Below are 14915 nucleotides of genomic sequence, written 5' to 3' on the forward strand. Positions count from 1 at the left end.
CCTTGTGCGGGCGCACAAAGCTATCAACGTAATGTGTCCGCCCCAGGTTCCACCGGTGGAACCTGGATGGACTGTGCCCGGCCTGGGGAATGGCTGTGGACATGGGTATCGAAGAGTACGGCGGCGGTCAGGGACCGCAGGCCGATGTGCTGGTCGTCACCACGAACGACATCCCCGGATACCGGGTGCGGGAGGTCGTCGGCGAGGTCTTCGGGCTGACCGTGCGCTCCCGGCACCTGGGCAGTCAGATCGGCGCGGGTCTGAAGTCGATGATCGGCGGCGAGCTGAAGGGGCTGACGAAAACGCTCGTCCAGACCCGCAACCAGGCCATGGAACGGCTGATCGAGCAGGCACGCGCGCGTGGGGCCAACGCAGTGCTGGCCTTCCGGTTCGACGTGACCGAGGCGGCGGACGCGGGGACCGAGGTCTGCGCGTACGGCACCGCCGTCGTCATCGACAGGGAGTAGGTCCGGATCGACAGGGAGCAGGTCCGGACCCGGGTCACGCGGTGTGCCGGGCCGCGTTCGCCTCGATCGCCTCCTTGAGGTGTTCGGCCAGGCCCGGGGCCATCGCGTCGTAGAAGGCCTTGAAGCGCTCGTCGGAGACGTACATCGCGGCGAGGCAGCGGTGCATCTCGTGCGGGCAGTCGTAGAACCAGGCCGAGATGTGCCGCCGGTGTTCCTCCGCCATGTCCATGGCCCGCTCGCCGGCCGGCGGCTCGGCGGCGGTCACCAGGGCGGCGTAACGCTCGCTCCAGTCGTCGACCTCGTCCTTCATGCGCTGCCAGTCTGCCTTGGTGTAGCGGGCCGCGCGGCGCTGGGACTCGGCGTAGGCCTCGGTGCCGCCCCAGCGCTGCTCGGCCTCCTCGGCGTACTGCTCGGGGTCCTTGTCGCCGAAGACCTCGAAGCGTTCCTCGGGGGTGAGGTTGATGCCCATCCTGCGTGCCTCCATGGCGTGCTCCACGGCCGCGGCCATCCTCTGCAGCTTCTCGATCCGGGCGGTCAGCAGTTCGTGCCGGCGGCGCAGGTGTGCGCGCGGGTCCGCGTCCGGGTCGTCGAGCAGGGCCGCGACCTCGTCGAGCGGGAAGCCGAGCTCCCGGTAGAACAGGATCTTCTGGAGCCGGTCGAGGTCGGCGTCGCCGTAACGCCGGTGCCCCGCGGTGCTGCGCTCGCCCGGCACCAGCAGGCCGATCTCGTCGTAGTGGTGCAGGGTGCGCACGGTGACGCCGGCGAACCCGGCGGCCTGTCCTACGGAGTAGTTCACTTCCGCTCCTTTCCGTGCTCCACCCTGGGGCCTCACGTCACGTGAGGTGCAAGCCCGTTCCGCACGGAGACCTTCGGACGCCTTTCGCCGCACAGTTCGGGATGTTGTGTCGGTTTTGCCCGCTTATCGTGAGCCCGTGGCCCAGGACACCGCGCAGCAGGCGCTCCCCATCCCGCCCTCGGCCCCCGCGCGCGCCCTGCTGCCGCTGATCCTGCCCGCCCTCGTCGTCGGGGTCGGCAGCAGCCTGCTGTTCCTGCTGGTGAGCTCGCTGGCCGAACGGCTGCAGCACGTGCTGTGGAACAACCTTCCGGACGCCCTGGGCGTCGGACGGTACTCGGTGCTGTGGATGCTGGTGATGCTGACGGCCACCGGGATCGCGGTGGGGCTGGTGGTGTGGAAGGTGCCCGGGCACGCGGGGCCCGATCCGGCCACCCTGGGCCTGGAGGCGGTGGCGCTGCCGCCCGTGGTGCTGCCGGGGCTGACGCTGGCGACCGTGCTGATGCTGGCGGGCGGCCCGAGCCTCGGCCCGGAGAGCCCCCTCATCGCCGTCAACGTCGGGCTCGCACTGTGGCTCGGGCGGCTCGCGATGCCCCGGCTGCCGGGCTCGCTGTGGCCCGCGCTGGCCGACGCGGCCACGCTCGGCGCGCTGTTCGGGACACCGGTGGCGGCGGCCCTCGTGATCTCCGAGGCGCTGGCCGGGAAGCCGCTGAAAGGGGCGCTGTGGGACAACCTCTTCGGGCCGCTGATGGCCGCGGGGGCGGGCGCGATGACGACCGCGCTGGTGGCCCACCCGACCCTGGACCTCGGACTGCCCGCACTCGGCCACCCGCGCTGGCCCGACCTGGTGGCGGCCCTGGTGATCGCCCCCGCGGCCGCACTGCTGGGCATGTGCGCCGTCTACGCCTTCCCGTACGTCCACGGCGCCTTCCGGCGCCTCGGACACCCCATGGTGGCCCTTCCGGTCGGCGGCCTGGTACTGGGCCTGCTGGGCGCGCTGGGCGGCCATCTGACGCTCTTCAAGGGGCTGGACGAGGTCGCGGAGCTCGCGAAGGATCCGGCGGGCTGGTCGGCGGGCCAGTACGCCGTGATGACGGTCGTCAAACTGGCCGCGCTGACGGTGGCCTCCGCCTGCGGTTTCCGCGGTGGCCGGATCTTTCCGTCGGTGTTCATCGGCGCGGCCTTCGGGCTGTGCGCCCACGCCCTGGTGCCCGCGGTCCAGCCCTCGGTGGGCGTGGCGGCGGGGGTACTGGGCATGCTGTTGGCGATCACCCGGCAGGGCTGGGTGAGCCTGTTCACGGCCGCGGTGCTCGTGGCGTCGACGAGCATCCTCGCGCTGCTGTGCATCGCGTCGCTGCCCGCGTGGCTGCTCGTGACCGGGCGGCCGAGAATGCAGTTGCGGGCGGACGGTACGGCCCTGCGCTGATCCTTGTGAATTCCCTCGCGTCGTCCACATCGCACACATCGCCTATATCGTTCGCGTCGCCCAGGAGGCACTCCTCATGCCGCTGCACAAAGGTCCCCAGAAGCACCAAGAGCGACCCATGTCCGTCAACCCGTTCTTCGGCGAGGCGAACCCGGTCGCCGGCATGGCCGAGGCCCCGCCCACGCACCGGCTGCCGGACGGCCCGCTGCCGCCCTCGACCGCCTACCAACTGGTGCACGACGAGCTGATGCTGGACGGCAACGCCCGGCTGAATCTGGCCACTTTCGTCACCACCTGGATGGAGCCCCAGGCCGGGATCCTGATGGCGGAGTGCGACGACAAGAACATGATCGACAAGGACGAGTACCCGCGCACCGCCGAGCTGGAGCGGCGCTGTGTGGCCATGCTCGCCGACCTGTGGAACGCGCCGGATCCGGCGAACACCATCGGCTGTTCGACGACCGGCTCCAGCGAGGCCTGCATGCTGGCCGGGATGGCGCTCAAGCGGCGCTGGATGAAGCGCAACACCGACCGCTATCCGGGCACCGCCCGCCCGAACCTGATCATGGGCATCAACGTCCAGGTCTGCTGGGAGAAGTTCTGCAACTTCTGGGAGGTCGAGCCCCGGTTCGTGCCCATGGACGGCGACCGCTACCACCTGGACCCGCAGGCCGCCGCCGACCTCTGCGACGAGAACACCATCGGGGTCGTCGCCATCCTCGGCTCCACCTTCGACGGGTCCTACGAGCCGGTCGCCGACCTCTGCGCGGCCCTGGACGCCCTCCAGGAGCGCACCGGGGTCGACGTCCCGGTCCACGTGGACGGCGCGTCCGGCGGAATGGTCGCGCCCTTCCTGGACGAGGACCTGGTGTGGGACTTCCGGCTCCCGCGTGTGGCCTCGATCAACACCTCGGGGCACAAGTACGGGCTGGTGTACCCGGGCGTCGGCTGGGCGCTGTGGCGGGACAGGGAGGCACTGCCCGAGGAACTGGTCTTCCGGGTCAACTACCTGGGCGGCGACATGCCCACCTTCGCCCTGAACTTCTCCCGCCCCGGCGCCCAGGTGGTCGCGCAGTACTACACGTTCCTGCGCCTGGGCCGGGACGGCTACCGCGCGGTGCAGCAGGCGTCCCGGGACGTGGCGACCGAGCTCGCCGAACGCATCGAGGCGCTCGGCGACTTCCGGCTCCTCACCCGGGGCGACGAGCTGCCCGTGTTCGCCTTCACCACCGCCGACCACGTGACCGCGTACGACGTCTTCGACGTGTCACGGCGGCTGCGTGAGAACGGCTGGCTGGTGCCCGCCTACACCTTCCCGGCGAACCGGGAGGACCTGTCGGTGCTGCGGGTGGTGTGCCGAAACGGCTTCTCGAAGGACCTGGCGGACCTGTTCGTCGAGGACCTGTCCCGGCTGCTGCCCGGACTGCGCCGGCAGCCGCATCCGCTGACCCACGACAAGGACGCGGCCACCAGCTTCCATCACTGAGCGCTCCGCTGGGAGCGCCGCGATGTGGCGCCTGCCGCCTGCCGTCTGCCCTCTGCAGCGCCGTCGTGGCCGGTCGCGCAGTTCCCCGCGCCCCTTTCGGGGCGCGGGGCGCTCAAGGAGCTAGGAGCCCTGTTCCAGCGCCACGAGTTCGAAGGCGGTCTTCCCGTCCAGCGACTCGCGGACGATGTCGGCGTGGCCCGCGTGCCGGGCGGTCTCGCGGATGAGGTGGAGGCAGACCCAACGCATGGAGACCCGGCCCTCCGGCGGGAACCAGGGCTGCGGCGGGAGCGGGAAGGTGTCGTCGAGGCTGGGGACGGAGCGGATGAACTTCTCCGTCTCGGCGGCGACCTGCTCCCAGTGGGCGAGCTGGGAGGCCACCGTCTCGTCCCTGACCAGCTGGAAGGTCTCGTGCCAGTTCGACTGGTCGCGCTGGATCGCCGGCGGCTCCTGCCTGGCCCGCGCGATCCAGCTCTGCTCGACCTCGGCGCAGTGCTTGAGCAGGCCCGCCAGGGACAGCTCGCTCGCGCTCGGCCTGCTCGCGGCCTGCTCGTCGGTCAGGCCGAGCAGGGCCCGGCGGATGCCGCCGCGCTGCTCCTCGATGAAGGAGAGCAGTGCTCCGCGCTCGTCGCCCTGTGCTTCCGCGGGAACGTGAGTGACCATGTCCGGCCGCCTTTCCTCGGTCTGTGCTGCCCTGACCTGACCGAAGCTACGGGCCCTCTAGGACAGCTCGCGTCCTAAAGGGCCCGGGTGGCCGAACTCCCTCGGCTAGAACGGGAAGCCGCTCCGGCCGTGCTGTACCGAGATCCACTTCAGGGTGGTGAAGGACTCCACGGTCGTCTCGCCGTTCAGGCGGCCGATCCCGGAGTGCTTCTCGCCGCCGAAGGGGACGACGGGCTCGTCGTGGACGGTGCCGTCGTTGACGTGGAACATCCCGGTGTCGATCTGCTTGGCGAAGGCCACGCCCCGCTCGACGTTCCCGGTGTGGACCGCGCCGCTGAGGCCGTAGGGGGTGTCGTTGACGAGGCGTACGGCCTCCTCCTCGCCGTCGAACGGGATGAGGAAGGCGACCGGGCCGAAGACCTCCTGGCGGAGCAGGTCGGAGTCGGCGGGGACGCCGGTGAGGACCGAGGGCTCGACCAGGTTGTCGGTGGTCGTGCCGCGCAGCAGGGCGGTGGCGCCCTCGGCGACGGCCTGCTCGACGGTGGACGAAATCGACTCCGCCTGCTGGGAGTTGATCAGCGGGCCGATCACGGTCTCCGGGTCGCTCGGGTCGCCGGCCTTGAGGGTCCGCACCTTGGCGACGAACTTCTCGGTGAACTCGTCCGCGATCGAGCGGTCGACCAGGACGCGGTTGGCGGCCATGCAGACCTGGCCCTGGTGGACGTACCGGCTGAAGACCGCGGCGTCGACCGCGTAGTCGATGTCGGCGTCGTCGAGGACCACGATCGCGCTGTTGCCGCCCAGTTCGAGCACCGAGCGCTTGAAGAGCGAGGCGCAGACGGTGGCCACGTGCCGGCCGACCTTGTCGGAGCCTGTGAAGGAGATGACCTTCGGGATCGGGTGCTCGATGAAGGCGTCGCCGATCTCCGCGATGTCGGTGACGACGACGTTGAGCAGGCCGCCGGGCAGGCCCGCGTCCTCGAAGATCTTCGCGACCAGGGTGCCGCCGACGATCGGGGTGTTCTGGTGCGGCTTGAGGACCACCCCGTTGCCGAGCGCGAGCGCCGGGGCGACCGACTTGATCGAGAGCAGGAAGGGGAAGTTGAAGGGGCTGATCACGCCCACCACACCGACCGGCACCCGGTAGAGGCGGTTCTCCTTGCCGTCCACCGGGGAGGGCAGGATTCTGCCCTCGGGGCGCAACGCCCACTGGATCGACTCGCGCAGGAACTCCTTGGCGAGGTGCAGCTCGAAGGCGGCCTTCAGATGCGTGCCGCCGAGCTCGGCGATGATCGCCTCGGTGATCTCCGCGTCGCGCTCCTCGATGAGGCGCAGGGCCTTCTCGAAGACGGCGCGGCGGGCATAGGGATTGGTGGCGGCCCACTGCTTCTGGGCGCGCGCGGCGGCCTGGTAGGCCTGATCTATCTCCTCGACCGCGGCTATGGTGATCGACGCGAGCTTCTCACCGTCGTACGGGTTGAAGTCGATGATGTCCCAGGAACCGGTCCCCGGGCGCCACTCACCGTCGATGTACTGCTGGGCCAGGTCGGTGAAATAGGACGACATGTGATCCCTCGATCCCCTGCTGCGACGGCAGTCGACGCGGACACCCGGTCCGCATCCACATCACGGTCTGATCACGCGTCATCGTACTTGCGTCACACGACAGTTGGGGCATCAGTTCGATGATCTAGGGGAATCCCCCGGGGCATCGACATGTCTACGACAGCTGGAGCAGCCCGCGCAGCAGGTCCCGGCTCTCGTCCGGTCCCGGGCTGTCCTGCTGGAGCTCCTTGAGCGCCTGCTCGTACTGGGCGACGTCCTCGCGCTTGTCGAGGTAGAGCGCGCTGGTGAGCTGCTCCAGGTACACCACGTCGGACAGGTCCGACTCGGGGAAGCTCAGGATGGTGAACGAACCGCCCTCCCCGGAGTGCCCGCCGAAGCTGAACGGCATGATCTGCAACCGTACGTTGGGCCGCTCGGAGATCTCGACGAGGTGCTGGAGCTGGCCGCGCATCACCTCGCGGTCGCCATAGGGACGGCGCAGGGCGGCCTCGTCCAGGACGATGTGGAAGTCGGGTGCGTTCTCGGCCACCAGGTACTTCTGCCGCTCCAGGCGCAGCGTGACGCGCCGTTCGATGTCGGCCTCGCCGGCCCCCTTCATGCCGCGCCGCACCACTGCGCGCGCGTACTCCTCGGTCTGCAGCAGGCCGTGGATGAACTGCACCTCGTAGGCGCGGATCAGGTGCGCCGCGCCCTCCAGACCGACATAGGTGGGGAACCAGGTCGGCAGGACGTCGGAGTAACTGTGCCACCAGCCGGCCACGTTGGCCTCCCGGGCGAGAGAGAGCAGCTGTTCACGCTCGGCCTCGTCGGTGATGCCGTACAGCGTCAGCAGGTCTTCCACGTCCCTGGTCTTGAAGCTCACCCGGCCCAGCTCCATGCGACTGATCTTCGACTCCGAGGCGCGGATCGAGTACCCCGCGGCCTCCCGCGTGATCCCCCGGGCCTCGCGCAGCCGCCTGAGTTGCGAGCCGAGCAGCATTCGCCGCACCACCGATCCGGGCTCTCCCGCGCTCACGTTCGCCAGCCTCCCCAACCGTCTTCAGGGCCCGCAGTCTGCCACTAAAACACTTCGAGCAGTACTCGTCCGGTTACGGAAACGGCAAGCGGCCAAAGTTTAAGCACAGGAACTTGCAAGCAGGTAGTAAGCCAAGGGCGGCAAGTTGGCGGAAAAAATGGCCAACAAGCGGTACGGGAGGGTCCAATTCGGTCGCGTGCACGTGCATCTGCCCTTGCATCTGCTCTGCGCATCCGAAACCATGGTCCCGCGCCACCGCTGCATCGCAACGACCGCGAATTCCCGGGAGTGCCTCGCATGGGGACGAATGGATCGACCATGCTCAAGCCATTACGGCAGGGCCTTCCGCCGCTTGATCCCGCGGCCGCGTCCAACGCCGCCTCCTGTGCCCTGCCCGCCCGCTACGAAGCGGTGCGCGAGGCCCGCCGGTTCACCCGGAGAACGCTCGGCCAGTGGGACGTCGGCGACCGCTTCGACGACATCTGCCTCGTCGTGTCGGAGCTCGTCACCAACGCCCTGCGGCACGCGGTGCCCGGTGAGACCGACTACCTCGTCGCACCCCAGGGGCCGGCGGTGCGGCTGCACCTGATGCGGTGGACCGGACGGCTGGTGTGCGCGGTGCGCGATCCCAGCCACGAGACGCCCGTCCCGCGCGACTCGGACGACTTCTCGGCGGAGTCGGGCCGCGGGCTGTTCCTGGTCGACTCGTTCAGCGACGGCTGGGGCTGGCACCCGCTGGCGGGCGCCCTCAGCGGCAAGGTCGTGTGGGCGCTGTTCCGGCTGCAGGCCGCCGAGTGACGGACCCGGCGTCTTCGGACGCCGGGTTTCTACGCGCGTTACCCGGGCGTTGTGCACCGAACGCACCGGGTTGCCCCGGATGCGGCCGCCGTCAGCTCGTGATCAGGTGGTCGAACTCGCCGTCCTTGACGCCGAGGAGCATCGCCTCGATCTCGGCCCGCGTGTAGACGAGCGCCGGCCCGTCCGGGAAGCGCGAGTTGCGGACCGCCACCTCGCCGCCCGGCAGCCGGGCGAACTCCACGCAGGAACCCTGCGAGTTGCTGTGCCTGCTCTTCTGCCAGGCCACTCCGTCCAGCTGCGTGGCAGCCATGCCGTTGTACACGTCAAACCCCCCGTACACGCCGTCAACGTCGAGGTCCACAGGTCGCTCCCCGGTGGTGCACTAACTGGCTGATGTGACCATTGATGCAGCGGTCAACTGACCCGGATCATAACCTTGTTCACGTGCAGATGCATGAGCAGATGCACGTGCACGCGGGGTGTTCCTGCGGTTACAGCTTTGACGTCCGCTTTACTCAACCCGTTCCAGCGTCTGCCCCAGACTCCGCAGGACATGCGACCGCCAGCCCCCGTCCATGATCACGCGCCGTGATCTGCGCGGGATCGCCCGGATCGAATCCTTCATGCACAAAGAAAAGACGCTTACTTCGGCCCTGGTGTTCCATCGCTCGTGTGACGGTCCGGTGAGCGAGATTGGCCGGATCCGGATCGCACCTCCGGAGGGACGGCATCCGCTGCCTGTCGTAGGCGAGAACCTGCAGGTCGACGACGCCGAGCGAGAACCGGCACGTACGGCTCCGGCTGAGCGCGCGCGCCGTGAAGACCGTCGGCACGGTCGGAGTGGAGGCGGCCGTGGCACGCATCGCGCGCGGGGCGTGAAGGTCTGACGGGGGCGAAGCACCGAAATGGCGAAGAAGAGCAAGATCGCGAAGAACGAGCGGCGGCAGGCGGTCGTCGCGCGGTACGCCGCCCGCAGGGCCGAGCTGAAGGAGATCCTCCCGGCCGTCCTCGACCGGGGCGGAGCGCCTGGCCGCCGGGCGTGAGCTGCGCGGGCAGCCGCGCGACGCGAGCGCCACGCGCGTGCGCAACCGCGACCGGGTGGACGGCCGCCCGCGCGATTGCTTCCGTACGTTCGGCCTGTCCCGGCTGAATCTGCGGGACCAGGCCCACAGCGGATACCTACCTGGCATGCGCCAGTCCTCCTGGTGAGTGCTGGTAGCTTGCGGCTGTCGTCCGGCGGCCGGGCGGCCGACCCCTAGAGCTCGGGAGCGTTGCGGTGACCACGGCTACGGCGAGTACGGCTACGACGCGTATGGAGACGGCGGCGGTTTCGGTCACGCCCACGGCTGTGGGGCACGGTGCATCGGCCGCGCGGAAGGCTCTGCGGGTCGTGGCCGCCGCCGCGGGGCTGGCGGGCGCGCTCGCGCTGACCGCGTGCAGCGGCGGCGGGTCCGGCAGCGGATCCTCGGCCACCCCGTCGGGCACGTCGTCCGCCGGCGCCGCCGCCACGGCCGGCTCGGAGGGCTCCACGGCCTCCTCCGACGCGCTGCAGGGCAGCTGGATCACCACGAGCGGCGGCAAGATCGTCGCCCTGGTCGTCACCGGCAAGCAGGCCGGGCTCTTCGAGACCGGTGGGGCCGTGTGCAGCGGGACCGCCGGCGAGGAGGCCGGGATGCGGATGATCCATCTCACCTGCACGGACGGCAGCAAGGACCGGGTCACCGGAATGGTGGACTCGGTCAGCAAGAGCGGCATGAAGGTCACCTGGTCCGGAAAATCGGGCGAGGAGACCTACACCAGGGCCGAGGGCGGCAAGCTGCCGTCGGGGCTGCCGACCGCGAGCCTTGGGCAGTAGGGCCGCGTCCGACCGCCGTGCGGCGTTCCCGACGGCCTGGGCGGGGCGGCGGGAACACGCCGTGCGACCTCCGGAAGCGGGGGCGGGCGCGCGGGGCCCGGGCCGGGGCGTGATGATGCTGGGACACCGTCACAACCTCGATGGGGATCTGCACATGCGCGCCATTCCGCTCACCGTCACCGCCGTCGCCGCGGCCCTCGCCCTGACCGCCTGCAATGACGGCGGCTCGGGCTCCAGCGGCAAGAACAGCTCGGCCTGCGAGATCGGCAAGGTCTCGGTCCAGGTCGGCTCCGCGAGCGTGGCGCCGGCCGCGGGGGACACCGGCGAGGTGCCGGTCTCCCTCACCAACCAGAGCGCGCCATGCACGCTGGACGGCTTCGCCGGCGTCACGCTGAAGGCGGGCGGTACGTCGGCGACGGTCGGCGCGCAGTCGGGTGCGAAGAGCCAGAAGCTCAAGCTCGCCAAGGGCGACTCCGCGACGTTCTCGATCAGCTATGTGCGCGGCAAGGACGGCGACCAGGCGAGCCTCGCGGCCACCTCGGTGACGGTGTCCCTGCCGGGGAGCGACGCGACGGAGAGCTTCCCGTGGAAGTACGGGGCGGTGGCGGGCAACGGGACGGCGGACAAGCCGAATGCCTCGGTGGGGGCGTTCCAGCAGGCGGGGGACTGATTCGGGGGCGGTGCGGTCGCCTTTCGGCCGACCCCCGGTGGGGGGTCTCGCGCAGTTCCCCGCGCCCCTGAGAGGGGCGGTTCAGCGCCGTGGATCCGTGCCGCACCGTGGGGGTTCTCGCGCAGTTCCCCGCGCCCCTGAGAGGGGCGGTTCAGCGCCGTGGATCCGTGCCGCACCGTGGGGGTTCTCGCGCAGTCTCCCGCGCCCCTGGCGGGGCCCACCGCGCCGTGGATACGGGCCGCGACGTTCGGGGTTCTCGCGCAGTTCCCCGCGCCCCTGGCGGGGCCGACCGCGCCGTGGATACGGGTCGCGGCGTCGGGGTTCTCGTGCAGTTCCGCGCGTCTCTGACAGGGTGTGTTGCGGTTCAGGGGAGTGGGGTGTGTGAGGTGACGTGGGCCTGGTCGGCTGCTTTTGTGCCCTCAGTCCAGCCTGCCTCGTCGGTCACTCCGCGCAGGCGGGTCGTCGTGGTCTCCGGGAACATCTGCTCCATGCGGTCGGTCACGGCCAGCTCTCTCGTGGCCAGGACCGGGAGCAGGTCCCGGGGCGACCCGGTCTCGGCCACGGCCGACCGGGCCGCAGCTCGGAGGCGGTCGCCGACCCGGTGGGCGTAGGCCGCCAGGAAGGACTGGCGGAAGGTCTTCGTGCGCTTGCGGCCGCCCGCCCGCTGCGCCGCCTCCGCCTTCGTCATCGCGTGCGTGGCCTGCACCAGCAGCGAGGTGTGGAGCAGGTCGACCACCTCCAGGTCCGCCTCGAAGCCGACGACCGTGGAGAAGGCCAGCGGCTCGTTCCACACCGCGCGGCAGTGGTTGGCCGTGGCGACTGCGTCCAGCAGCACCGCCTTGGCCTGTTCGTACGGCGGCTCGACACCGATCCGGCAGGCACCCGGCGCGTCCGGCGCGGGCGCCCCCGCGGCGAGCAGCGCCTCGTCCACGCTGTGCCGGGCCATCAGCTCCTGTGCCTTCGCGCTGAGCGCCTCCGCCTCCTCCGGAAAGCCGGTCGCCTCGGCCTTGGCGAGCAGCGCGCGGATCCGGCCGAGCATGCGGGCGGACTCCGGGCGGTGCGCGGTCGCGGCGGGCCGGGGCTCGTCGAGGGGCTCCAGGGCGGGCAGCCGCACCAGCAGGCGGTAGAGCTCCAGGACGGCGGTGGCGTGCGAGAAACGGTCGCCCATGCGTGCGTGGCCGTCCGCCTGCGGCAGCGCGTCGAGCTGCGCCCGCCAGCGGGGGCCCCGCGGCCGGTCGTCCGGCGCCTGCGCCCGGATCAGCCCGGCGGCGAGCCGGACGTGCGGGTCGTCCAGCTCGCGGCGCACCAGTCGTACGACGTCGGCGGGCTGCCAGCCGCGCCGCCAGGCCGCCGCGACGAACTCCCGGCCCCGGTGCGCGAGTTCCGCGTCGGCGCCGGAGTCGGCCGCGAGGAGGGACGCGCCCGTGTCGAGGCCGGAGTCGGTGTCGTCGTACAGGGCGCTCTGGAAAGCTCGGTCGACGGTGCTGGGCTGGCTGCTGGTCACGTGTCGATCGTGCCACGCGGCGCCGACAGCGGTCGCCGGCCGTCCACACCCTGTGGACAACGCCCCGGCCCCCGGCCACGGGACTCACCCGGCGGGCGAAGTGTCAACCAACGGTTGACAGGCATGGAGTGTCAACCTACGGTTGACACATGGCTACCGACCCGAACATCACGGCATCCGTACGCCTCGACGACCTCATCGCGGCGATCAAGAAGGTGCACCCCGAACCCCTCGACCAGCTCCAGGACGCGGTGATCGCCGCCGACCACCTGGGCGACGTGGCCGACCACCTGATCGGCCACTTCGTCGACCAGGCCCGACGCTCTGGCGCGTCCTGGACCGACATCGGCAAGAGCATGGGCGTGACCCGGCAGGCGGCCCAGAAGCGCTTCGTGCCGAAGGAGTCCGCCGCCCTCGACCCCGGCCAGGGCTTCGACCGCTACACCCCCCGCGCGCGGAACGTGGTGATGGCGGCCCACAACGAGGCACTCGCGGCCCGCAACCCCGAGGGCCGCCCCGAGCACCTGGTCCTCGGCCTGCTGGCCGAACCGGACGGCATCGCGGCGAAGGCGATCCTCGCGCAGGGCGTCCTGCTCGACACCGTGCGCCAGACGGCGACGGCCGCACTGCCGCCGGCCTCGGACGACGTCCCCGACCTCGTCCCCTACGGCCCGGAGGCCAAGAAGGCCCTCGAACTCACCTTCCGCGAGGCCCTCCGCCTCGGCCACAACTACATCGGCACCGAACACCTGCTGCTGGCCCTCCTGGAACACGAGAACGGCGCCGGCGTCCTCAGCGAACTGGGCATCACCAAGCCGGCGACCGAGGAGTACATCGCCAAGGCGCTCGGGCTGCTGCTGGAACAGAAGCAGGCCGCGGCGGACGAGCCGAAGGGGGGCGAGGCGGGCTGAACGCCTCTCCCAGCGCTGAAACCGCAGGTCAGGGCGATTGTCAGTGGCGGGTGCCACACTCGCAGCATGACCGACCGGTGGGCTCTCGCTCCGACCGAGGACGGTGGCGTGGACGTCGCCCCCCTCGGTCCGGACGGGCTGCCCGCCGGGCCGGTGCGGCGGGAGCCCGATCTCGCCGGGGCGGTCAGGGGCCGCCCGGAGGTAACGCGCTGGGTGTGGCGGTCGACCGCCGAGGTCTACCCGCGTCTGCTCGCCACGGGGGTGCGAGTGGAGCGGTGCTACGACATCGAGGACGCCGAGACACTTCTGCTGGGCCACGAGGGACGGTCCGGCGAGCCGCACTCGGCCGCCGCCGCCCTGGCCCGCCTCCGCGGCGGCCCCGTACCCCCCGACCCGCCGCAGCGCGCGGCCGAACCGGGCGCGCAGTCCCCGCTGTTCGAGCCACAGGGCACCACCCGCCTGACGCTCGACGAGCTCCTCGCGGTCTACGCCGAGCAGCAGCGCCGGCACGACCGGGCCGAACACCCGGACCGGATGCGGCTGCTGACCGCCGCCGAGTCGGCGGGGATGCTGATCGCCGCCGAGATGAACCGCGCGGGCGTGCCCTGGAGCGCCGAGGTCCACCGCGAGGTGCTGCGCGAACTGCTCGGCGAGCGGTACGCGGGCGGTGGCGAGCCGCGCCGGCTGGCCGAGCTGGCCGACGAGGTGTCGGCCGCGTTCGGCAGGCGGGTGCGCCCGGATCTGCCCGCCGATGTGATCAAGGCCTTCGCCCAGGCCGGGATCAAGGTGAGGTCCACCCGCCGCTGGGAGCTCTCGGGCATCGATCATCCGGCCGTGAAACCACTCCTCGAATACAAGAAGCTGTACCGGATCTGGGTGGCGCACGGCTGGACGTGGCTCCAGGACTGGGTGCGCGACGGCCGCTTCCGGCCCGAGTTCCACGCGGGCGGTACGGTCACCGGGCGCTGGGTGACCAACGGCGGGGGCGCCCTGCAGATCCCCAAGGTGATCCGGCGGGCCGCGGTCGCCGACCGCGGCTGGCGGCTGGTCGTGGCCGACGCCGACCAGATGGAACCGCGCGTGCTGGCGGCGATCTCCCGCGACCCCGGGCTGATGGAGGTCGCCGGGCGGGAGACCGACCTCTACCAGTCCGTCTCCGACCGCGCCTTCTCCGGCGACCGCGCGCAGGCCAAGCTGGCCGTCCTCGGCGCGGTCTACGGCCAGACCTCGGGCGACGGGCTGAAGAACCTGGCCGCGCTCAGACGCCGTTTCCCCAAGGCGGTGGCCTACGTCGACGAGGCGGCGCGGGCGGGTGAGGAGGGCCGGCTGGTGCGCACCTGGCTGGGCCGGACCTGCCCGCCGGCGAGCGGCGCGGGCGACGGCACCGAGGAGGCGGGGATGCCCCAGGAGGAGCCGGAGGAGCAGGCCGCCGAGGGCTGGGTGCCGGGCTACGCCTCCACCAACTCCCGGGCCAGAGGCCGCTTCGCGCGCAACTTCGTGGTCCAGGGCAGCGCCGCCGACTGGGCCCTGCTGATGCTCGCGGCGCTGCGCCGGACCTGCGCGGACCTGGCGGCCGAGCTGGTCTTCTTCCAGCACGACGAGGTGATCGTGCACTGCCCCGAGGAGGAGACCGAGACGGTCGTGGCGGCGATCCGGGACGCGGCCGACCTGGCCGGACGGCTGACGTTCGGGCAGACACCGGTGCGGTTCCCGTTCACGACGGCGGTGGTGGAGTGCTATGCCGACGCGAAGTGACCGGTCTGG

Annotated in this window: 14 protein-coding genes and 2 pseudogenes; 10 read left to right on the forward strand and 6 right to left on the reverse strand. The window is 71.1% G+C overall.

All coding sequences use genetic code 11. The features are described from left to right. Positions 1–101 precede the first annotated feature (101 nt). Positions 102–467 (forward strand): YbjQ family protein, encoded by a 366-nt coding sequence (locus ACFY6U_RS43975; RefSeq protein WP_351499936.1) that lies wholly within the window; start codon positions 102–104, stop codon positions 465–467. A gap of 34 nt (positions 468–501) precedes the next feature. On the opposite strand, the gene ACFY6U_RS43980 is transcribed toward ACFY6U_RS43975, so the two are convergent. Then, positions 502–1263, reverse strand: coding sequence for a MerR family transcriptional regulator (locus ACFY6U_RS43980; protein ID WP_390047592.1), 762 nt, complete (start codon positions 1261–1263; stop codon positions 502–504). Positions 1264–1399: 136 nt separating this feature from the next. On the opposite strand from ACFY6U_RS43980, the gene ACFY6U_RS43985 reads away from it, so the two are divergent. After that, positions 1400–2686 (forward strand): ion channel protein, encoded by a 1287-nt coding sequence (locus ACFY6U_RS43985; protein ID WP_390047594.1) that lies wholly within the window; start codon positions 1400–1402, stop codon positions 2684–2686. A gap of 76 nt (positions 2687–2762) precedes the next feature. Continuing rightward, entirely contained in the window at positions 2763–4172 is a 1410-nt protein-coding gene (locus tag ACFY6U_RS43990; RefSeq protein WP_390047596.1) for a glutamate decarboxylase, read from the forward strand. A gap of 120 nt (positions 4173–4292) precedes the next feature. Here ACFY6U_RS43990 and ACFY6U_RS43995 read toward each other — a convergent pair whose 3' ends face one another. From ACFY6U_RS43995 to ACFY6U_RS44005, 3 genes are all read right to left on the reverse strand, one after another. Continuing rightward, complete coding sequence (locus ACFY6U_RS43995; protein ID WP_390047598.1) at positions 4293–4832, reverse strand: DinB family protein; 540 nt, start codon at positions 4830–4832, stop codon at positions 4293–4295. 105 nt (positions 4833–4937) lie between these two features. Beyond that, entirely contained in the window at positions 4938–6398 is a 1461-nt protein-coding gene (locus ACFY6U_RS44000) for an aldehyde dehydrogenase family protein (RefSeq protein WP_390047599.1), read from the reverse strand. Between the two features lie 154 nt (positions 6399–6552). Further along, on the reverse strand, positions 6553–7377 hold the full coding sequence (locus ACFY6U_RS44005) for a helix-turn-helix transcriptional regulator (RefSeq protein WP_351499958.1): 825 nt from the start codon (positions 7375–7377) through the stop codon (positions 6553–6555). Between the two features lie 354 nt (positions 7378–7731). Between ACFY6U_RS44005 and ACFY6U_RS44010 the strand changes: the two genes are divergently transcribed. Beyond that, entirely contained in the window at positions 7732–8211 is a 480-nt protein-coding gene (locus tag ACFY6U_RS44010; RefSeq protein WP_390047600.1) for an ATP-binding protein, read from the forward strand. 91 nt (positions 8212–8302) lie between these two features. Here the strand turns inward: ACFY6U_RS44010 and ACFY6U_RS44015 are convergent, their stop codons facing one another. Next, entirely contained in the window at positions 8303–8572 is a 270-nt protein-coding gene (locus ACFY6U_RS44015; protein ID WP_390047601.1) for a DUF397 domain-containing protein, read from the reverse strand. 410 nt (positions 8573–8982) lie between these two features. Between ACFY6U_RS44015 and ACFY6U_RS44020 the strand changes: the two are divergent. The 4 genes and pseudogenes from ACFY6U_RS44020 to ACFY6U_RS44035 form a co-directional block, all read left to right on the forward strand. Further along, positions 8983–9090: pseudogene (locus ACFY6U_RS44020) on the forward strand (50S ribosomal protein L28); the annotation flags it as partial. 26 nt (positions 9091–9116) lie between these two features. Then, positions 9117–9420 (forward strand): annotated as a pseudogene (rpsN, locus tag ACFY6U_RS44025) (30S ribosomal protein S14). A 172-nt stretch (positions 9421–9592) separates the two neighbouring features. Continuing rightward, the gene (locus ACFY6U_RS44030) at positions 9593–10066 is read left to right on the forward strand and encodes a hypothetical protein (protein ID WP_390047810.1); all 474 of its coding nucleotides are present in this window, start codon (positions 9593–9595) and stop codon (positions 10064–10066) included. A gap of 154 nt (positions 10067–10220) precedes the next feature. Beyond that, positions 10221–10736 (forward strand): DUF4232 domain-containing protein, encoded by a 516-nt coding sequence (locus ACFY6U_RS44035; protein WP_390047603.1) that lies wholly within the window; start codon positions 10221–10223, stop codon positions 10734–10736. A 364-nt stretch (positions 10737–11100) separates the two neighbouring features. Here ACFY6U_RS44035 and ACFY6U_RS44040 read toward each other — a convergent pair whose 3' ends face one another. Next, entirely contained in the window at positions 11101–12240 is a 1140-nt protein-coding gene (locus ACFY6U_RS44040; protein ID WP_390047605.1) for a DUF2786 domain-containing protein, read from the reverse strand. Between the two features lie 149 nt (positions 12241–12389). Between ACFY6U_RS44040 and ACFY6U_RS44045 the strand changes: the two genes are divergently transcribed. Continuing rightward, the gene (locus ACFY6U_RS44045) at positions 12390–13151 is read left to right on the forward strand and encodes a Clp protease N-terminal domain-containing protein (protein ID WP_390047607.1); all 762 of its coding nucleotides are present in this window, start codon (positions 12390–12392) and stop codon (positions 13149–13151) included. A gap of 66 nt (positions 13152–13217) precedes the next feature. Next, positions 13218–14906 carry a bifunctional 3'-5' exonuclease/DNA polymerase gene (locus ACFY6U_RS44050; RefSeq protein ID WP_390047609.1) on the forward strand — a complete coding sequence of 563 codons (1689 nt, stop codon included), beginning with the start codon at positions 13218–13220 and terminating at the stop codon, positions 14904–14906. The last annotated feature ends 9 nt before the right edge of the window (positions 14907–14915 follow it).

It is taken from the genome of Streptomyces sp. NPDC013157 (assembly GCF_042899865.1).
GTDB lineage: Bacteria > Actinomycetota > Actinomycetes > Streptomycetales > Streptomycetaceae > Streptomyces.

Coding starts and splice junctions, on each gene's coding strand:
- ACFY6U_RS43975 (WP_351499936.1), top strand. CDS start 102: ATGGGTATCGAAGAGTACGGCGGCGGTCAGGGACCGCAGGCCGATGTG.
- ACFY6U_RS44035 (WP_390047603.1), top strand. CDS start 10,221: ATGCGCGCCATTCCGCTCACCGTCACCGCCGTCGCCGCGGCCCTCGCC.
- ACFY6U_RS44045 (WP_390047607.1), top strand. CDS start 12,390: ATGGCTACCGACCCGAACATCACGGCATCCGTACGCCTCGACGACCTC.
- ACFY6U_RS44050 (WP_390047609.1), top strand. CDS start 13,218: ATGACCGACCGGTGGGCTCTCGCTCCGACCGAGGACGGTGGCGTGGAC.
- ACFY6U_RS43990 (WP_390047596.1), top strand. CDS start 2,763: ATGCCGCTGCACAAAGGTCCCCAGAAGCACCAAGAGCGACCCATGTCC.
- ACFY6U_RS44005 (WP_351499958.1), bottom strand. CDS start 7,377: ATGCTGCTCGGCTCGCAACTCAGGCGGCTGCGCGAGGCCCGGGGGATC.
- ACFY6U_RS44000 (WP_390047599.1), bottom strand. CDS start 6,398: ATGTCGTCCTATTTCACCGACCTGGCCCAGCAGTACATCGACGGTGAG.
- ACFY6U_RS43995 (WP_390047598.1), bottom strand. CDS start 4,832: ATGGTCACTCACGTTCCCGCGGAAGCACAGGGCGACGAGCGCGGAGCA.
- ACFY6U_RS44010 (WP_390047600.1), top strand. CDS start 7,732: ATGCTCAAGCCATTACGGCAGGGCCTTCCGCCGCTTGATCCCGCGGCC.